This is a genomic window from Methylobacterium sp. WL12 (assembly GCF_008039475.1).
GTDB classification, from domain to species: domain Bacteria; phylum Pseudomonadota; class Alphaproteobacteria; order Rhizobiales; family Beijerinckiaceae; genus Methylobacterium; species Methylobacterium cerastii.
The window spans coordinates 25,947-38,821 of record NZ_VRUW01000029.1 but is presented as its reverse complement, the minus strand read 5'-3'; the positions used below and the strand labels follow the sequence as shown (position 1 = coordinate 38,821).

The window sequence follows — 12,875 nt, the reverse complement described above, 5'->3', positions numbered from 1 at the left end:
CGAGCTCGGGGCGGACGACGTCCCGCTCCCTCGCCCCCGCACGGATTCGCGCGCGGCTTCGAGGACAGGCAGCTTCTTTCGGGCATGCGAGGACATGACAGATCTCCAGGGATGGGGGTGTTGGGGTGGGGTCAGTGACGGGCGGTGAACCGGTCGCGGCTCGCGAGGACGGTCTCGACCATCCGGCGCAGCGGCCGCATCGAGCCGCCCTTCCACGGGATCATGTCGAGGTCCTCGGGCGAGAGGTCCGGGCACCAGGTGGCGTCGAGCCCGCGTTCCCGACGTAGGTCCCCCAGGATCGCCGCCGCGACGATTGGTAGGTCCTGCTCCCGGGGCGCGGGCCAATGCAGGGCCGGGACCCGGTCCCGCAGAGGGCCGACGATCCCGCCGAGCGAGTTGGCCGTCAGGACGTACGAGACGGCCGAGAGATCTACTGGGGCCTCTAGGGCTGGGTCGTGGATAGACCGGGCGGTATGCTCCAGAAATGGAAGGATCGTCTCATCCAGCCTGCCCCACCTCCGGGACGTGCCCGCCTTCTCGACCTCGTCAACGACGATTCCGACAGACGCCTTCTGAGCCCGAAGGATCGCCTGCGCGCTCGTAGACATGCGCCAGGATCCCCATTGACGGCTCGTGCCGGCGAACGCGCCGCCATCCATCTGCCCGGCGGCCGAGTAGAGCGTCACGTCCAGCCCGGCGGCTTCGAGCAGCTCGCGCGCAAACGCTGTCTTCCCGAAGCCGGGCCCGCTCACGAGGATCCGAGGCCGGAACCCCGCGAACGGCGCGCCGACAAGGTCGCCGGCGTACGCCTCGATCACCTCGGGTGCCCAAGGGAATCGCGCGAGCAGCGCCGCGGAGAAGGCATGCGGATCCGGTGCCGCGACGAGCGGCAGGGGCTTCTCGGCGTAGGCTTCGACGAGCGCCCGGGGGCTGTCGCCGCGGTCCTGCTGACTGGCGCTGGGCTTAGGCAGGTGGCCTAGCTTCGGGAACACGACGAGCGTGCGGGGGGCCTTGGAAGCCGCCGCGCGCTTGTCGGCCTCGGCCCGCGCACGCTGGGCGGCCTGGGCCTCAGCGAGGATGTCGTCGAGCGACGCCAGATCCGATGTGTCCGCCTGCTGCCCGGCGCCGCCGCGGAGGATCGCGTCCTCGTCGTCCAGCATCCGCTCGGCGCCGGCGATGACCGTCCACGCCCGTAGCCAACTCTCCGCCCGGAAATCATAGGCGGCGAGCCGGGCGTAGACGGGGCCGCCGACGTAGTGATCTACGTACGCGTCCTCCTGCGCGTCGCAGGCGTAGAGACAGGCGGCGCGGAACGCGAGGAAGCCTTCCGAAATCAGGCCCATGTCGACCCAGCCGCACGCACTCTCCAGCGCGTCGGCGGCGCAGCGCGCAGCAGCCTCCTTGCTGCCCATGTGCCACTGGTGGAAGGGCAGCAGATCCGCGACCTCCAGACAGGCGGTCCTCGACATGTCGGGCACGGGCCGGCGCAGCGCAGCTTCGGCGCGCCGGAGCGTCGCGGCGGTCGTGTCATCGATCGCGCGGCGGACGGCCGCCAGAACCGGGTCCGGTAGCACGAGGTCGAACAGCGGCGTCAGCAGCAGCCGCGCGTCCTCCCGGGCGGACCACAGCACGAATTCGCCGCCCCGTAGGTGCTGCGCACGGTCGAGCGGGGCCTCAGGCGCCTTGGGGCCGGAGAGCTCGGCCGGGTTGAGCATGACGGCGCGCACGGCGGCCATGCTCGCGCCGAGTCGCTTGGAATCGTCGGTCATCGGAGGACACTCGCAAGATAGAGAAAGCAGGACGCGGCGAGGCCTGAGCTGTCTGGCTCAGGCGGCGGTCAAGGCTTTCAACATCAGGCGAGAGAGGGTCACGGCGGAGTCCTTTCGAGTAACGAGGATCACTAAGGCCTGGGCGGGGCAGCTTGGCTAGATGCCGATTCCCCGGATGGTGTGCACAGTCTTACTCACATGCTGGAAATGACGCGGTAAACCTCGCTCTCATCCTCGTCAGCGTTCTGCTGTCGGATGTCCTCGAAGCTCGGGCGCGGCCGGTGGACGGTCAGTCTCATGTCGAGCCCGAGGGCGTGGAGCACCCGCAGCACGCGGTGCAGGCTTGGCTCCATGCCGGCCTCCTGCTCGAACCTCGCGAGCCACGACAGGCTCACGTCCGCCTGAGCGGCGAGCCGGCGCTGCGAGAGCCGGCGGTGGATCCGGGCGGTCCGGACCTGCCCTCCGAGTGCGAAGATTTCCATGCCCCGGATGGTAGCGCGCCGGCCTGAAAGGCACCGGCCGGGGATACCCGTGCCAACATGCTGCACCCGTCCGAGACGGCCCAGCGGCCGGTTTACCTCCTAGGGCGCGCTCTCACGAATCAGTCCGCTGCGAGATTTCCGCTCTGGCGTCCAGGTCGAATCGTTCATCGGGTGGCAGAATCCCCTCGGGAACAGGACAGCAGGGGACAGAAGGCATGCCGCAGGACAGGTTTTATCTGACCGCTTGGACGCCGGAGGGCGACGGCGAGACCCGCAAGCTCATGGAGCGCGCCGGCACCGACGACGGCGGCGACGCCGTTACGGCCGAGTTCTCTCGGTACCCGGCTCCGCTCGGCGAGCAGCTCGCCGACACGGCGCTCTCCGCGGCGAACGCCTACGCGGAGGCCAACCCGAACTCCTTCGCCCCTGTGGAGGAGTGAGCGCCATGACCCGCTCCCTCGATCCCGCCCTGCTGGCTCGGCTCGACCGGCGGTTCGCCGGGCAGCCGAACTTCAACACCTGGCTCGCCCGACAGAGCGTGGCGATCGCAGTCATGGAAGAGCCGGCCGAGCCGTACCCAAGGCCGCACTACGACTATGTCGCCGACCCGGAGCTGCAGAAGCCAATCCGGCTTTGGGAGGTGGCGATCGTCTACCGCGACGGCCGCCCCGACAACGTGCTGACGCCCCCGGGCGGCGTCCCGGAGGAGGAGGCTATCTCCGTCTACCGGACCTACCGGGACACGGTGGACCGCGCCGAGGGCGTGGTCGGCACCTTCCCGGCGCGGGAGGGCTGACCGCCATGACGAGGTTCATGCTGGTCTGGATGGCGCTCTCGTTCACGGCCGGGCTCCTCATCGGAAAGACGATCGCCTGGGGGCAGCGGCCGACGCCGGCGCCCCCGGCACCCAAGACGCCGGCGGATGACCTGCCGGCGGTCGCGAGCCCGTGGGCGTGAGGGAGGAATCGATGGAACAGGACAACGGCTACCCGAGCGGCGAAGTCATCCAAGAGTTCCTAGCCGCCGTCCACCAAGCTCTTTTCGAGGGCACCGGCATGAGGTTCAAGCTGGAGCTCGACACCGAACATCATGTGCTCAAGGTCACGCGCCTGTGTGATGGCTACCACTGCGCGATCCATGTGCCCCCGCTCCGGGATCCGGCGTTCACCCGCACCGAGTTCAGGATCGGCGGGGACGACGTGCCGAGGGATGAGAGGCTCAAGGCAGCCATGCTAATCCGGATGCACGACGCTGCTGCACAGATCGTCCGAAGCTGCCAGGTCGGGGCGGAGGGAGTCGCCCCGAAATCCTCCGCCAAATCCCTTTGGTGGGAGAACTCCAGGGGGCGGACGATCGCCACGCTGATGGGCGGCGGCATCACCGTTCACGACGGTGACACACTCAACGGCCTCGTCTCTCCAAACCACCTCTCCTTCTACGTGGGCGACCGCCGCGTCCTGCAGGTCCTTAAGCACCTCGTCGGCCCCGTCCCTGACGAGAGGCTGCTCACCGGCCTTTGGGAGGTGTTCAACGACGGCTTCACCGCCGGGCGACGGGCCGGCACCAAGTAAGGCGCCCGGGATCTCAGGCGCAAGTTCCGCGACCTGATGCGGGACAGCCCGGAGGACGAGGTCTCGGTCATCATGGACCATGTCCATGACGCCGCCTCCGCCGACGGGGAGGCGGCCTGACATGGGCACGATCTGGCTCAAGGAGCGCTACGCCCCCGAGGACCGCCACCCGGTCACTCGGGAGCTCGTCCCCGGGGCGATCCCGCCTGGGCTCTACTGCGAGGACCTGGAGGGATTCCGGCACCTGCAGCGGGGGGCCCGGGTGCGCGGCCGGCCGTTCGAGCCGGCCCTGTCGGGCCCGGCCCGCTACGACGGCAAGGCGGTCTACGTCGCTACGCCGGAGCAGGCCGCGTTCTTCCGAGCGAACGCGGTGCAGGCACCGTCCCCGTCGAAGGACGGGACCACCCGCATGCGGCAGGTCGCCGCCGAGATGCAGGCTGCGATCGCCAAGGCGGCCCGCAACGACGAGCCGCCGCCCCCGCGAGTGAGCAAGCCGTTCCGCGGGATGAACCGCGCGGCGCGCCGGAGGGCCGGGGCATGAAGGCCGAGACCATCAACGAGCTCGCTCGTGCCGCGGCCGAGCAGGCCGAGGACATCTTCAGCAAGACCCGAGACGGGGATCCAGCCGCCCGGTGCGTCCGCCTCCGGAAGATGTTCGCCGACTGGTTGCGGCACGCCACGGAACGGGAGCGCCGTAACGACCGGCGTCGGATCGGGAGGACGAGGGCGTGAGCGCGACAGGTCAGGCTATCCGGGACCTCTATGCTCTGCGGGTCGAGGTTGCGCGCCAGGACGAGCGCCTGAACGACCGTGGCTCTCGGTTGGAGGGCGTGCTCTCTTGCGAGGCGATCGTCTCGGACGCTGCCTCAGCCATGGACCTGCTGTCGAAGCGGGTTGTGGTCGCTGAGCAAGAGCGGACTGAGGCGGTGACTGAGCTGAAGTCAGCGCGATTCCGGCATGAGCAATCGACGCGGTGCGCCGGCTGCGGCGAGCGCAAGCACACCCCGCTCCGGGTCGGCGACATGGGCGGGTACGTCTGCCTGACCTGCATCGACAAGCGCCTCACCGAACTGCTGTCGAAGGAAGGGCAGTCGGCATGAAGAAGTCCCACGCCATCCGCCACCGGAAGCTCGCCGCCCTGCAGCGGGCTACCAACCGAGGCGCTCGCTCCCCGAAGGTCGACCGGTCCCGCCGAGAGTCCTTGGCCTGGGAGCGGGTCTGCCGATGGGGCCGCCCCTTCACGCCGCCGGCGCTTGTTGGCGGAACTTACGCGTTCACGCTGAGGGGGCGGACATGAGCACCCGCTGCGCCTTCTGTGGCCTCCACGCCTACCGGGACTGCCAGAGCGAGGAGGCGGCGACGCCCTGCAAGGCCGACCGGATTCAGCGGGCCCGGGACGCCACGCCGATCGGCGAGGTCGCCAAGCTCGGGCTCATCCAGTTCCACTCGCAGGACGACCTGCGGGATCGCTTCTACCACGTGGTCGACGACCTGCGCCGGGCCGGCTGCATCGTCGACCTGTGGCTCATGGATATCGCGACCGTGCTGGAAGAGCACGGCTACGAGATGACCGTTCGCCGGGTCGCCACGGCCGAGGACCTCGCCCGGCAGCGCTCGCGCATCGCCCAGTCGATCGCAAACAGGGAGCAGCGCTCATGATCGAGACCATGCGGCACAGGCAAACGATCCGATCAGCCCGGAACCGCAACGAGTGGGGGGAAGGCGGAACGCTCGGCCGACTTGAGCGAGCCAAGGCGCAGGTCGAGGCGGTAGCCTATTTCGCCGCTCCGGAGCTCGGCGCAGACGCCGCTCACCTGCGTGATGTCCTGCTGCTGACGATCGAGGATGCGATCGTGCAGGTGCAGCAGGACGACCGCTTCACCGCCAACATGGCGAAGGAGATCCGCGCATCATAACCGACACCCCGCGCATGCTGTCCCGGGAGTGGGATTCCTTCGTCGAGGCGTGCGACCTGCAGCATGCTCCGGAAATCCAGCGTCGCGAGATGAAGCGCGCCTTCATGGCCGGGGCCCGCTCCTACTCGGGCCTCGTCATGCGGCACGCCTCGGGCGGCGACGAGGTGACCGAGACCGACCTCGCCATGATGGAGGCGTTGGAGGTCGAGATGGCCGCGTTCCTGAAGGATGTCATGGCGGGGCGGGCTTGAAGCAGAAGTCCCTGCGCGCGGCTGGGCTCAGAGCAGAGTGAAATCGCGCGGGTTTTCGAGCCTCCAGAACCGCCCCGGCGGCTTGAGCTCGCCGTGGATCGAGACCATGCGCCCGGTCTTATGAGCATCGACGGCCTGCAGGTACTCCTCCGGAGGCAGCGAGACCCGCACCCGGATCAGGCCGTGCTCGTCGCTGTCCCACTCGACAATGACATCCTGCGTCCCCGAGATGCTGAAGAGGTCGGAGGGGTTCTCGTTCGAGTGGAGAGTGCGGATCTTGCCGACGATCGTGCGCCGCCGCTCCTCGTCAGAGTGGCGCAGGGCCTTGGCCGCCTCGCGCATGATCTCGGCCGAGAGTGCGTGCCGGATCTCGAACGAGGGGGCCGCCCCGACGTCGGGCACGCCCCACTCGGGCGAGAAGGCGATGTCGATCCGCACCTCGCCCGCGTGCGGGACCTCGACCAGGGCGGCGAGCTCCTCGCAGGCGTTGGCGTTGAGCCCGGCCTCGTAGCCCCGCACGATCTCCCCAGGGTCCTCGCGGGCGATCGCCCCCTCGATGAGGCGCAGCCCGCGGGCGAGCCGCTGCACCGTACGGCGCTCCAGGGGCGGCGCCGGCGGGGCGGCCTCGCCGGGCACGATCGTGTTCGGGCCGACCGGGCTCTCGACCGTGAAGCCGAAGCTGCCGCGGAAGGTGTGCCCGAACCGGCATTCGTCGGCGTAGCGCTGGGCGACGCCGTCGACCCTGGTGAAGTAGGCGGAGGCGTGAAGCTCGGCGTGCGCGGACGCGGCGAGGAGCCTGGCCATCCGCCGGATGAATTCCTCGGCCGTCCCGAGCTTGATCGTGTCGTGCCGGATGACCGAGTCAGGGAGCCGTGACTTGATCAGGTCGTAACTGATGGCCCGGATCGCCGCGATGACCGCGACCGTGTCCCGGCCTTCGAGGGCGGTGAGGGTGTGCACAGCCTGACCGATCCGAACGAACACGTCCCGGGCCTGCGACGTGCCGGGTAGGACGATCTCGATCTCGTCCGCCGCGGGACCGAGCGAGTACAGCTCCAGACCGCTCCGCAGGGCGTTGCGGCGCCACCCGGCCGTGGCCAGGTACCGCTTGAGGGAGCCGAGCGGGATGCGCTCGATGTCATCGGGCTCGCTTGTCATCGGCCGGCCATGGCCTCCTCGCGGGCGAGCGCCATGATGCCCTGCAGGGTGGTTGGTGTCAGCAGGTTGGTCCGTGGGATTCGGATACGCCTGGTCGACGAGTTTTCCGTCGGCGGATCGCTGGTCCTGTACCAGTAGCAGCAGTGCCGCAGGTACATCTCCGTTTCAGATCCAGTGAGCCACTGATTTACGTCTCGGGGCAGGCAGAGCAGTATGAGGATCGTCATGACCTCGCCGGGCTCCCGATCGGCGATAGTCCGGTGCGCTCGCGCTTCGAGATCGTAGACGACGTTCGTTTCTTCGTAATCCCAGTCGACGCTTGCCTTCATCTGAAAGCGAACTGGAAATCCGGTCTCAACACGCTCGCGACCACGCATCTTTACGGGATAGAAGTAGCCGTCGATGCCGTAATCGAAGATGGGGGTGGCCACGATGTTAAGCCCAGCGCGGCCAGCAAGAGCATGGACGTACGCGAGCGACAGGGCCTCCTGCGTGTGCTCGCGGCTGATCAAATCCCCGCCCCGGCGAGATCCCTCTTGCCGCTTGGCATACCATGCAACCTGAGGGAGTCCAGGCGGAACAGGCTCCTTCCGAGGTCACGTCAGCAGCTTGAACCGAGCACGCTCGCGCTCGTAGGCGGCGAGGACGTACGGCACCCAGACCTCCATGCCGGCGGCCTTCAGCGGCAGGCGCTGCGCCTTGATGTAGACCCGGCGCGTGATGTCCTCGGTCCGGGACTTCTCGTCTTCGTCGCTGCCCGTGGCCTTGGAGTGCGCCAGGATCGCAGAGGCGGCACCGCCGAGCTGCTCGTCGTCAAGGAACGTCGATAGGGTCCGGCGGGCATCGTGCGGCGTCCACCGGCGGATCCCGTAGCGCTGGAACAGGTCGCCGAGCGGGCGCGCGATCCGCGACCCGGCCTTGCCGTCCTTCTCCTTGCCCTCGATCCGGTAGAAGAATTGCGTGTAGCCGCTCGGGGTAAGGTGCTTGCCCTCGATCCGGCTCGGAAACAGCCAGGGCGAGGACGGGTCCGCGCCGCACCGCGCGATCGCCTCGACGGCGGTAGGGGGAATCGGAAGGGCATGGGGCTTGGCCGCGCGCCGGCCGCCCTTCATCTCAGCGCCGGTCCACGTCCAGACCTGCCAGTCCGGACGATCGGGCATCGCGATGACGCCGGCGCGTCGGGTCCGGCCGAGAGCCCCGGTGCGCTGCCCGGTCAGCACCACGGCCCATAGGGCGGCGAGCGTGCCTGGGTCGGTCTGCTGGTCGGTCCCGCCAAGGCACCGATGGTGTTCCGCGACCAGCAGCGTGCGGACCAGCTCCTCCACCGTCGGCGTGTGCTCGCGCGCGGTCGAGCTGTACTGGATCGCCCATTGCTCCTGCCACCACGGGTACCGCTGGTCGGACAGTCCGGATCTCGTCCCGTGGTAGCGCCAAGCCCAAGTCAACGCCTCCTTGCACTGCGCGACCACGCGCGCTGCGGCCGAGACGGTGCGGGTCTCGGCGACGCGATCGCGAAGGGATTCAAGCTCGGAGATATCGAGGTGCTGCAGCTCGCGGCCGTCGATCGGCTCGAACTCGTCGCCCTCGTGATAGGCGCGGTACTTCGACCGGTAGCTCTCCCGGAGCCCGGGGAGCTTCGCGGCGAGGAACTCCTCCATCAGGTCCCGCCACTGCCATGGCCCGCGGCGGCGCCGATCGGCGGGCGACGGGAACGGCTCGCTGATCGGGAAGGCCACGTCGACGGCGTGCGCCATGTCCGCGCCCTTGGCCATCTGCCTCTCGAAGATTCCGACGTCCTGACGCGGATCGACGCCAAGCTCCACGTCCCGGCGCGCCCGAGCCGCGGCCTCCCGCGCCGCCGGGAGGTTGAGCACGTCCATCGACCCGAGGCGGATCGTCCCCTTGCGGTGCCGCAGGTACCAGGTCCCCGCCGCCCGGGTCACCCGCAGGGTCAGGCCCGGCGTGTCGGTGTCGAGGATCTCGGCCCCCCGGCCCTGGATCGATCCGGACCTGATCATGGCCGCCGCGCGGGTTAGCGTCGCCGCCGTCATCCGCACCCGTTCGCGGGCATAGGTGCCCCTACTCGTCGTCTCGCCCATCGCCCGTCCCCACGGATACAACGGGGATACAACACAACCATGCCCGGCGAGGCAACGCCGTTTAATGCCTATTCAGAGGGAGAAAACCGAACTATCGCAATGATTTGTCGTCTGTGGTTAACAGAGTTTCTGGCAGTTCTTTAATGGTGGGATATAGCTTCCCAAGCTGAATATACGGGTTCGATTCCCGTCGCCCGCTCCAATCGGCGCTTACCGAACGAGCATGAGTTCCAAGGTAAGCGGACTCCTACGGGCGCATTTTCGCGCTTGATCGGATCAAATCCAAACTCATTTGAATGTCTGCGTAAGGCTCGCCCGGCAAGCTCATGCAAGAGACCGGGGAGCCCGAAGCAGTTTCGCCGATCGTTGGCCTCGATCGGCGACGGACAGTTCGTTAAATCAGGTAGAAGGTCGCGTCCGTCTTGAACACCTTCGGGCAGTTCGCGGCGTCGACGAGCGCCTGTGCATCCGCGATGGAGATGTGATGGTGCAGCGCGATCTCGGGAAGGGTCATCCAGCTCTGTTGCACGTTAGCCTCCTTGGTTAACGCGACAACGCGGCGCATTCCGAAGCGTTGCCCGCGTTCTCGGCGGAAAACCGTTTCCGGCGCGGCCTCCGACGCTTTGCTGAAACGGACGAAGCACGGTGGCAACCGGCGGCCATCGCGAAAATGCGCGTCAGACCGGCCAGGCGGCGTCGCGGTAGGCGCTGTCCCAGAACATCCATTCGAGCCGGGTGGCGTGCGTGAAGGCCCGGTGCATGCGTTCGCGCAACGTGGGCGACGCGTGGATCGCGGCGGCATTGGTCGCCGCGATCATCCGGGCGACGGCCTCCTGGAAGTCCGTCCCGGAATAGGTGTCGATCCAGGCGTGGTAGGGGTTGCCGGCGCTCTCGCGCGCCAGGATGTCTCGGCCGACCTCGGCGTAGAACCAGAAGCACGGCAGCAGCGCCCCGAGGAGCACCTCGAACGGTTCGGCATAGGCGGTCGAGAGCAGGTAGGCGACGTAGTGGTCGCAGGCCGGCGTCAGCGGCGTCGCGGCGAAGGCGTCCGGACCGATGCCGAAGTCGCGGAAGAAGCCGCCGTGCAACGCGCGCTCGACCACGATCGCCTCCTCGGCGGCCTTCGCGAACAGGACGATGCCGTCGGGCTCGGGCGCCTTGGCAGCGGCGAGGCTCAAGGCACGGCCGAAGCCGATCAGGTAGTGCGCGTCCTGCACGATGTAGTGCCGGAAGCGCGACTGCCCGAGCGTGCCGGCGGCGAGCTCGGCGTTGAACGGCATCGTGCGGATGGTCTCGTAGAGCGCGGCATTGCGCGCCCACGCCGCCTGCGAAAAGGGGCCTGTCTCGGTCGCGCCCATGGTTCGCTCCTCCGTCGTGTCGCGCCTGTGCCGGTCAGCCCTGGCGCTGGGCCTCTGTGACGGCGACGTGGATCAGCTCGGCCAGCGTGCGCACGCCGAGCTTCTGGCGCATCTGCGAGCAGGCGTTGGTGACGGTCTTGTAGCTCACCGACAGGTCGGTCGCGATCACGCCGTAGGACTTGCCCTGGGCGAGACGTGCGAGAATCTGCTGCTCGCGCGGCGTCAGCTGGGATTCCGGGGTGCGGCGGGCGTCGGTCCGCAGCATCGCGACCTCGGTGGCCAGCCGCCGGTCGAGGTAGACTTGGCCCGCGCGGACCTTCTCGAAAGCCTCGAACAGCTCGGCAGAGGCATGGTCCTTGAGGACGTAGCCGAGCGCCCCCGCCTCGAGCGCGCGCGCCACGATCACCGGATCGTTGTGCATGCTGAAGACCAGGATGCGGGTCTTGGGCTCGACGGCGCACATGCGGCGGATCAAGCCGAGGCCGGCCAGGCCGCTGCCCTGAAAGGTCAGGTCGCAGATCACGATCGGCGGGCGCAGGCGGTGGAACGCGCGGTAGCCGTCGACCACCGTCGTCGCCTCCGCCACCGTCTCGATGCCGGCATCCTCCAGCACCCGGCGGCAGCCCTGCAGCACGATCGGGTGGTCGTCGATCACGAGCACCGGCATCCGGGTCTCGACGGCGACGGGCTTCATGGCAAAGGCGTTCATCGAGCCACGGACTTCATGGTGAGGCCACTCGGGGTGCGAAGACGACACGGGATGGGAGGGCCGCTCACGCGGATCGCACTTGTCCGGGATCGTCGGCCCGGTGCGGATCCACGGGAATGACAATGCGGACAACGGCGCCGGGCGGGTGCTTGTCAAGAACAAACGTGCCGTCGAGGGCCTCGACGCGCTCGCGCATCCCCGAGAGCCCGAGCCCGGTGCCGTGGTCGGGATCGAACCCGGCGCCGTCGTCCGCGATCGACACCATCAGCGCGCCGTCCGCCTCGCGCGCCTTGGCGGTGACCGACGCGGCGCGGCCGTGCCGCACGGCGTTGGTCGTGCTCTCCTGGATGCAGCGGAACACCGTCAGGTCGGCCAGCTCCCCGTATCCGCGGGCCAGGCCGGCGAAGTGCCCGGAAAAGCGCGTCTCGGGATGGCGGCGGGCGAAGTCGCGCAGCAGCAAGTCCAGGCAGTCGGCGAGCGGCACCTGCCCGAGGGCGTGCGGTCGCAGGCGATTGAGCAGGTCGCGGTTGCGGCTCTGCACCTGCGACACGATCCCGGCAATTTCGGACGCTCGCGCCGAAAGCTTGTTGCGGTCGGGCTCGGCGGCTCCGGTGGCGAGCCGCCCGATCGAGGCAGCGTTGGCTTCCAGCGCGAACAGGCAGGGGCCGAACTCGTCGTGGAGTTCCAGGGCGGTGCTGCGGCGCTCGTCGTCCTGCGCGGTCAGCAGTTGCCGCTTCAGCCGCCCGTTGGCGGCGCGGACCGCGCTCAAGGCTTCCGCCACCTGGTTGAACCGGGTCGCGATCACCGCAAACTCGTGGCTCGACGGGCTCGGAAGACGTGCCGTGTAGTCGTGCCGCTCGAGCTGGGTCAGGCCGTCGGCGAGGCGCGCGAGCGGCGCCAGCACCCGCCCAAGCGCGAGGTACAGGGCGGCCAGCATCGCCGCGTTGATGCAGAATGTCGTGAGCGACAGCGCGCGGGCGTAAACCCAGATCTCGTCGATCTCGTCCATCGGCTGGGTGGTGATCCGCGCGGTGCCGATCGTGCGGCCGGCGGTGACGATCGGCAATTCGTGCTGCTCGATCTTCGGCATGATCAGGTCGGCGAACCAAGCGGGCGCCGCCCGCTCCGGCCGCGGCTGACCGATCGGCGCGCCCACGGTCGCGCCTTCGGCGTCGCGGACGGTCACGCGGACGTGGCGCAGCACCTGGAAGCGCAGGTCGAGGGTCTGAAGCAGGCGCTCGGCCGGCGCCGCCTCGAGGAGGCGGATCGTGTCGGCGACCAGCGATTCCACCGTGGACAGGGACGCCCGCGTCTCGACCTTCACCGCGTTGCGCGCGTTGACGACGATGACGCCGCAGGACACCAGGGCGGCGATCACGTCGATGGCCAGGACCACCGCGATCAGCCGTGCACGCGTCGACCAGCCGCTCCAGAACCTGACGGCCGGAACCGTCTGGGGCAAGGTCGGCTCGGCGGCGGGCACGTCGTCCGGCTGCGTCGCGAAGGGGATCGGCTGGGCGTTCACGCTGCGCAGGGTGGCGGCGCGGCGCGGCGAAGTCCAT

General features: G+C 68.8%; 19 protein-coding genes. 10 read left to right on the top strand and 9 right to left on the bottom strand.

What is annotated here, in order from left to right:
* Positions 1-131: 131 nt before the first annotated feature.
* On the bottom strand, positions 132-1,769 hold the full coding sequence (locus FV226_RS13185; protein ID WP_147763257.1) for an AAA family ATPase: 1,638 nt from the start codon (positions 1,767-1,769) through the stop codon (positions 132-134).
* Between the two features lie 194 nt (positions 1,770-1,963).
* Positions 1,964-2,251: a helix-turn-helix transcriptional regulator gene (locus FV226_RS13180; RefSeq protein WP_147763256.1), complete on the bottom strand. Its 288-nt coding sequence runs from the start codon at positions 2,249-2,251 to the stop codon at positions 1,964-1,966.
* Positions 2,252-2,466: 215 nt separating this feature from the next.
* On the opposite strand from FV226_RS13180, the gene FV226_RS13175 reads away from it, so the two are divergent.
* The 10 genes from FV226_RS13175 to FV226_RS13135 all read left to right on the top strand — a co-directional run bounded on the left by FV226_RS13175 (position 2,467) and on the right by FV226_RS13135 (position 5,989).
* Positions 2,467-2,691 carry a hypothetical protein gene (locus FV226_RS13175; protein WP_147763255.1) on the top strand — a complete coding sequence of 75 codons (225 nt, stop codon included), beginning with the start codon at positions 2,467-2,469 and terminating at the stop codon, positions 2,689-2,691.
* A 5-nt stretch (positions 2,692-2,696) separates the two neighbouring features.
* Positions 2,697-3,047 (top strand): hypothetical protein, encoded by a 351-nt coding sequence (locus FV226_RS13170; RefSeq protein WP_147763254.1) that lies wholly within the window; start codon positions 2,697-2,699, stop codon positions 3,045-3,047.
* A 5-nt stretch (positions 3,048-3,052) separates the two neighbouring features.
* The gene (locus FV226_RS27975) at positions 3,053-3,208 is read left to right on the top strand and encodes a hypothetical protein (protein ID WP_187278753.1); all 156 of its coding nucleotides are present in this window, start codon (positions 3,053-3,055) and stop codon (positions 3,206-3,208) included.
* Between the two features lie 11 nt (positions 3,209-3,219).
* Positions 3,220-3,822: a hypothetical protein gene (locus tag FV226_RS13165; protein ID WP_147763253.1), complete on the top strand. Its 603-nt coding sequence runs from the start codon at positions 3,220-3,222 to the stop codon at positions 3,820-3,822.
* A 121-nt stretch (positions 3,823-3,943) separates the two neighbouring features.
* Positions 3,944-4,363 (top strand): hypothetical protein, encoded by a 420-nt coding sequence (locus FV226_RS13160; RefSeq protein WP_147763252.1) that lies wholly within the window; start codon positions 3,944-3,946, stop codon positions 4,361-4,363.
* Entirely contained in the window at positions 4,360-4,554 is a 195-nt protein-coding gene (locus FV226_RS13155) for a hypothetical protein (RefSeq protein WP_147763251.1), read from the top strand. Before FV226_RS13160 ends, FV226_RS13155 begins: the two co-directional genes overlap by 4 nt.
* On the top strand, positions 4,551-4,922 hold the full coding sequence (locus tag FV226_RS13150; RefSeq protein ID WP_147763250.1) for a hypothetical protein: 372 nt from the start codon (positions 4,551-4,553) through the stop codon (positions 4,920-4,922). The genes FV226_RS13155 and FV226_RS13150 overlap by 4 nt, the downstream gene beginning before the upstream one ends.
* Before the next feature lie 193 nt (positions 4,923-5,115).
* Positions 5,116-5,481 (top strand): hypothetical protein, encoded by a 366-nt coding sequence (locus FV226_RS13145; protein ID WP_147763249.1) that lies wholly within the window; start codon positions 5,116-5,118, stop codon positions 5,479-5,481.
* Positions 5,478-5,738 carry a hypothetical protein gene (locus FV226_RS13140; RefSeq protein WP_147763248.1) on the top strand — a complete coding sequence of 87 codons (261 nt, stop codon included), beginning with the start codon at positions 5,478-5,480 and terminating at the stop codon, positions 5,736-5,738. Before FV226_RS13145 ends, FV226_RS13140 begins: the two co-directional genes overlap by 4 nt.
* 14 nt (positions 5,739-5,752) lie before the next feature.
* Positions 5,753-5,989, top strand: a complete 237-nt coding sequence (locus tag FV226_RS13135) for a hypothetical protein (protein ID WP_147763247.1) — start codon at positions 5,753-5,755, stop codon at positions 5,987-5,989.
* Positions 5,990-6,016: 27 nt separating this feature from the next.
* Here the strand turns inward: FV226_RS13135 and FV226_RS13130 are convergent, their stop codons facing one another.
* The 7 genes from FV226_RS13130 to FV226_RS13105 all read right to left on the bottom strand — a co-directional run bounded on the left by FV226_RS13130 (position 6,017) and on the right by FV226_RS13105 (position 12,775).
* Positions 6,017-7,147, bottom strand: coding sequence for a hypothetical protein (locus FV226_RS13130; RefSeq protein ID WP_147763246.1), 1,131 nt, complete (start codon positions 7,145-7,147; stop codon positions 6,017-6,019).
* Positions 7,144-7,659, bottom strand: coding sequence for a DUF4365 domain-containing protein (locus tag FV226_RS13125; protein ID WP_147763245.1), 516 nt, complete (start codon positions 7,657-7,659; stop codon positions 7,144-7,146). The genes FV226_RS13130 and FV226_RS13125 overlap by 4 nt, the downstream gene beginning before the upstream one ends.
* Positions 7,660-7,743: 84 nt before the next feature.
* Positions 7,744-9,246, bottom strand: a complete 1,503-nt coding sequence (locus tag FV226_RS13120; RefSeq protein ID WP_147763244.1) for an integrase arm-type DNA-binding domain-containing protein — start codon at positions 9,244-9,246, stop codon at positions 7,744-7,746.
* 394 nt (positions 9,247-9,640) lie between these two features.
* The gene (locus tag FV226_RS28965; protein ID WP_281406040.1) at positions 9,641-9,775 is read right to left on the bottom strand and encodes a hypothetical protein; all 135 of its coding nucleotides are present in this window, start codon (positions 9,773-9,775) and stop codon (positions 9,641-9,643) included.
* A gap of 148 nt (positions 9,776-9,923) precedes the next feature.
* A complete protein-coding gene (locus tag FV226_RS13115; RefSeq protein ID WP_147763243.1) occupies positions 9,924-10,604 on the bottom strand; it encodes a TenA family protein in 681 nt (226 codons plus the stop codon).
* Between the two features lie 34 nt (positions 10,605-10,638).
* Complete coding sequence (locus FV226_RS13110) at positions 10,639-11,313, bottom strand: response regulator transcription factor (protein WP_147752173.1); 675 nt, start codon at positions 11,311-11,313, stop codon at positions 10,639-10,641.
* Between the two features lie 64 nt (positions 11,314-11,377).
* On the bottom strand, positions 11,378-12,775 hold the full coding sequence (locus FV226_RS13105; protein WP_246685393.1) for an ATP-binding protein: 1,398 nt from the start codon (positions 12,773-12,775) through the stop codon (positions 11,378-11,380).
* Positions 12,776-12,875 lie beyond the last annotated feature (100 nt).

What these genes read in the sequence shown, in the direction of transcription:
- FV226_RS13110 (WP_147752173.1), bottom strand. Translation starts at nt 11,313, where the DNA reads ATGAACGCCTTTGCCATGAAGCCCGTCGCCGTCGAGACCCGGATGCCG.
- FV226_RS27975 (WP_187278753.1), top strand. Translation starts at nt 3,053, where the DNA reads ATGACGAGGTTCATGCTGGTCTGGATGGCGCTCTCGTTCACGGCCGGG.
- FV226_RS13165 (WP_147763253.1), top strand. Translation starts at nt 3,220, where the DNA reads ATGGAACAGGACAACGGCTACCCGAGCGGCGAAGTCATCCAAGAGTTC.
- FV226_RS13185 (WP_147763257.1), bottom strand. Translation starts at nt 1,769, where the DNA reads ATGACCGACGATTCCAAGCGACTCGGCGCGAGCATGGCCGCCGTGCGC.
- FV226_RS13175 (WP_147763255.1), top strand. Translation starts at nt 2,467, where the DNA reads ATGCCGCAGGACAGGTTTTATCTGACCGCTTGGACGCCGGAGGGCGAC.
- FV226_RS13115 (WP_147763243.1), bottom strand. Translation starts at nt 10,604, where the DNA reads ATGGGCGCGACCGAGACAGGCCCCTTTTCGCAGGCGGCGTGGGCGCGC.
- FV226_RS13170 (WP_147763254.1), top strand. Translation starts at nt 2,697, where the DNA reads ATGACCCGCTCCCTCGATCCCGCCCTGCTGGCTCGGCTCGACCGGCGG.
- FV226_RS13135 (WP_147763247.1), top strand. Translation starts at nt 5,753, where the DNA reads ATGCTGTCCCGGGAGTGGGATTCCTTCGTCGAGGCGTGCGACCTGCAG.
- FV226_RS13130 (WP_147763246.1), bottom strand. Translation starts at nt 7,147, where the DNA reads ATGACAAGCGAGCCCGATGACATCGAGCGCATCCCGCTCGGCTCCCTC.
- FV226_RS13180 (WP_147763256.1), bottom strand. Translation starts at nt 2,251, where the DNA reads ATGGAAATCTTCGCACTCGGAGGGCAGGTCCGGACCGCCCGGATCCAC.
- FV226_RS13145 (WP_147763249.1), top strand. Translation starts at nt 5,116, where the DNA reads ATGAGCACCCGCTGCGCCTTCTGTGGCCTCCACGCCTACCGGGACTGC.
- FV226_RS13140 (WP_147763248.1), top strand. Translation starts at nt 5,478, where the DNA reads ATGATCGAGACCATGCGGCACAGGCAAACGATCCGATCAGCCCGGAAC.
- FV226_RS13155 (WP_147763251.1), top strand. Translation starts at nt 4,360, where the DNA reads ATGAAGGCCGAGACCATCAACGAGCTCGCTCGTGCCGCGGCCGAGCAG.
- FV226_RS13160 (WP_147763252.1), top strand. Translation starts at nt 3,944, where the DNA reads ATGGGCACGATCTGGCTCAAGGAGCGCTACGCCCCCGAGGACCGCCAC.
- FV226_RS13120 (WP_147763244.1), bottom strand. Translation starts at nt 9,246, where the DNA reads ATGGGCGAGACGACGAGTAGGGGCACCTATGCCCGCGAACGGGTGCGG.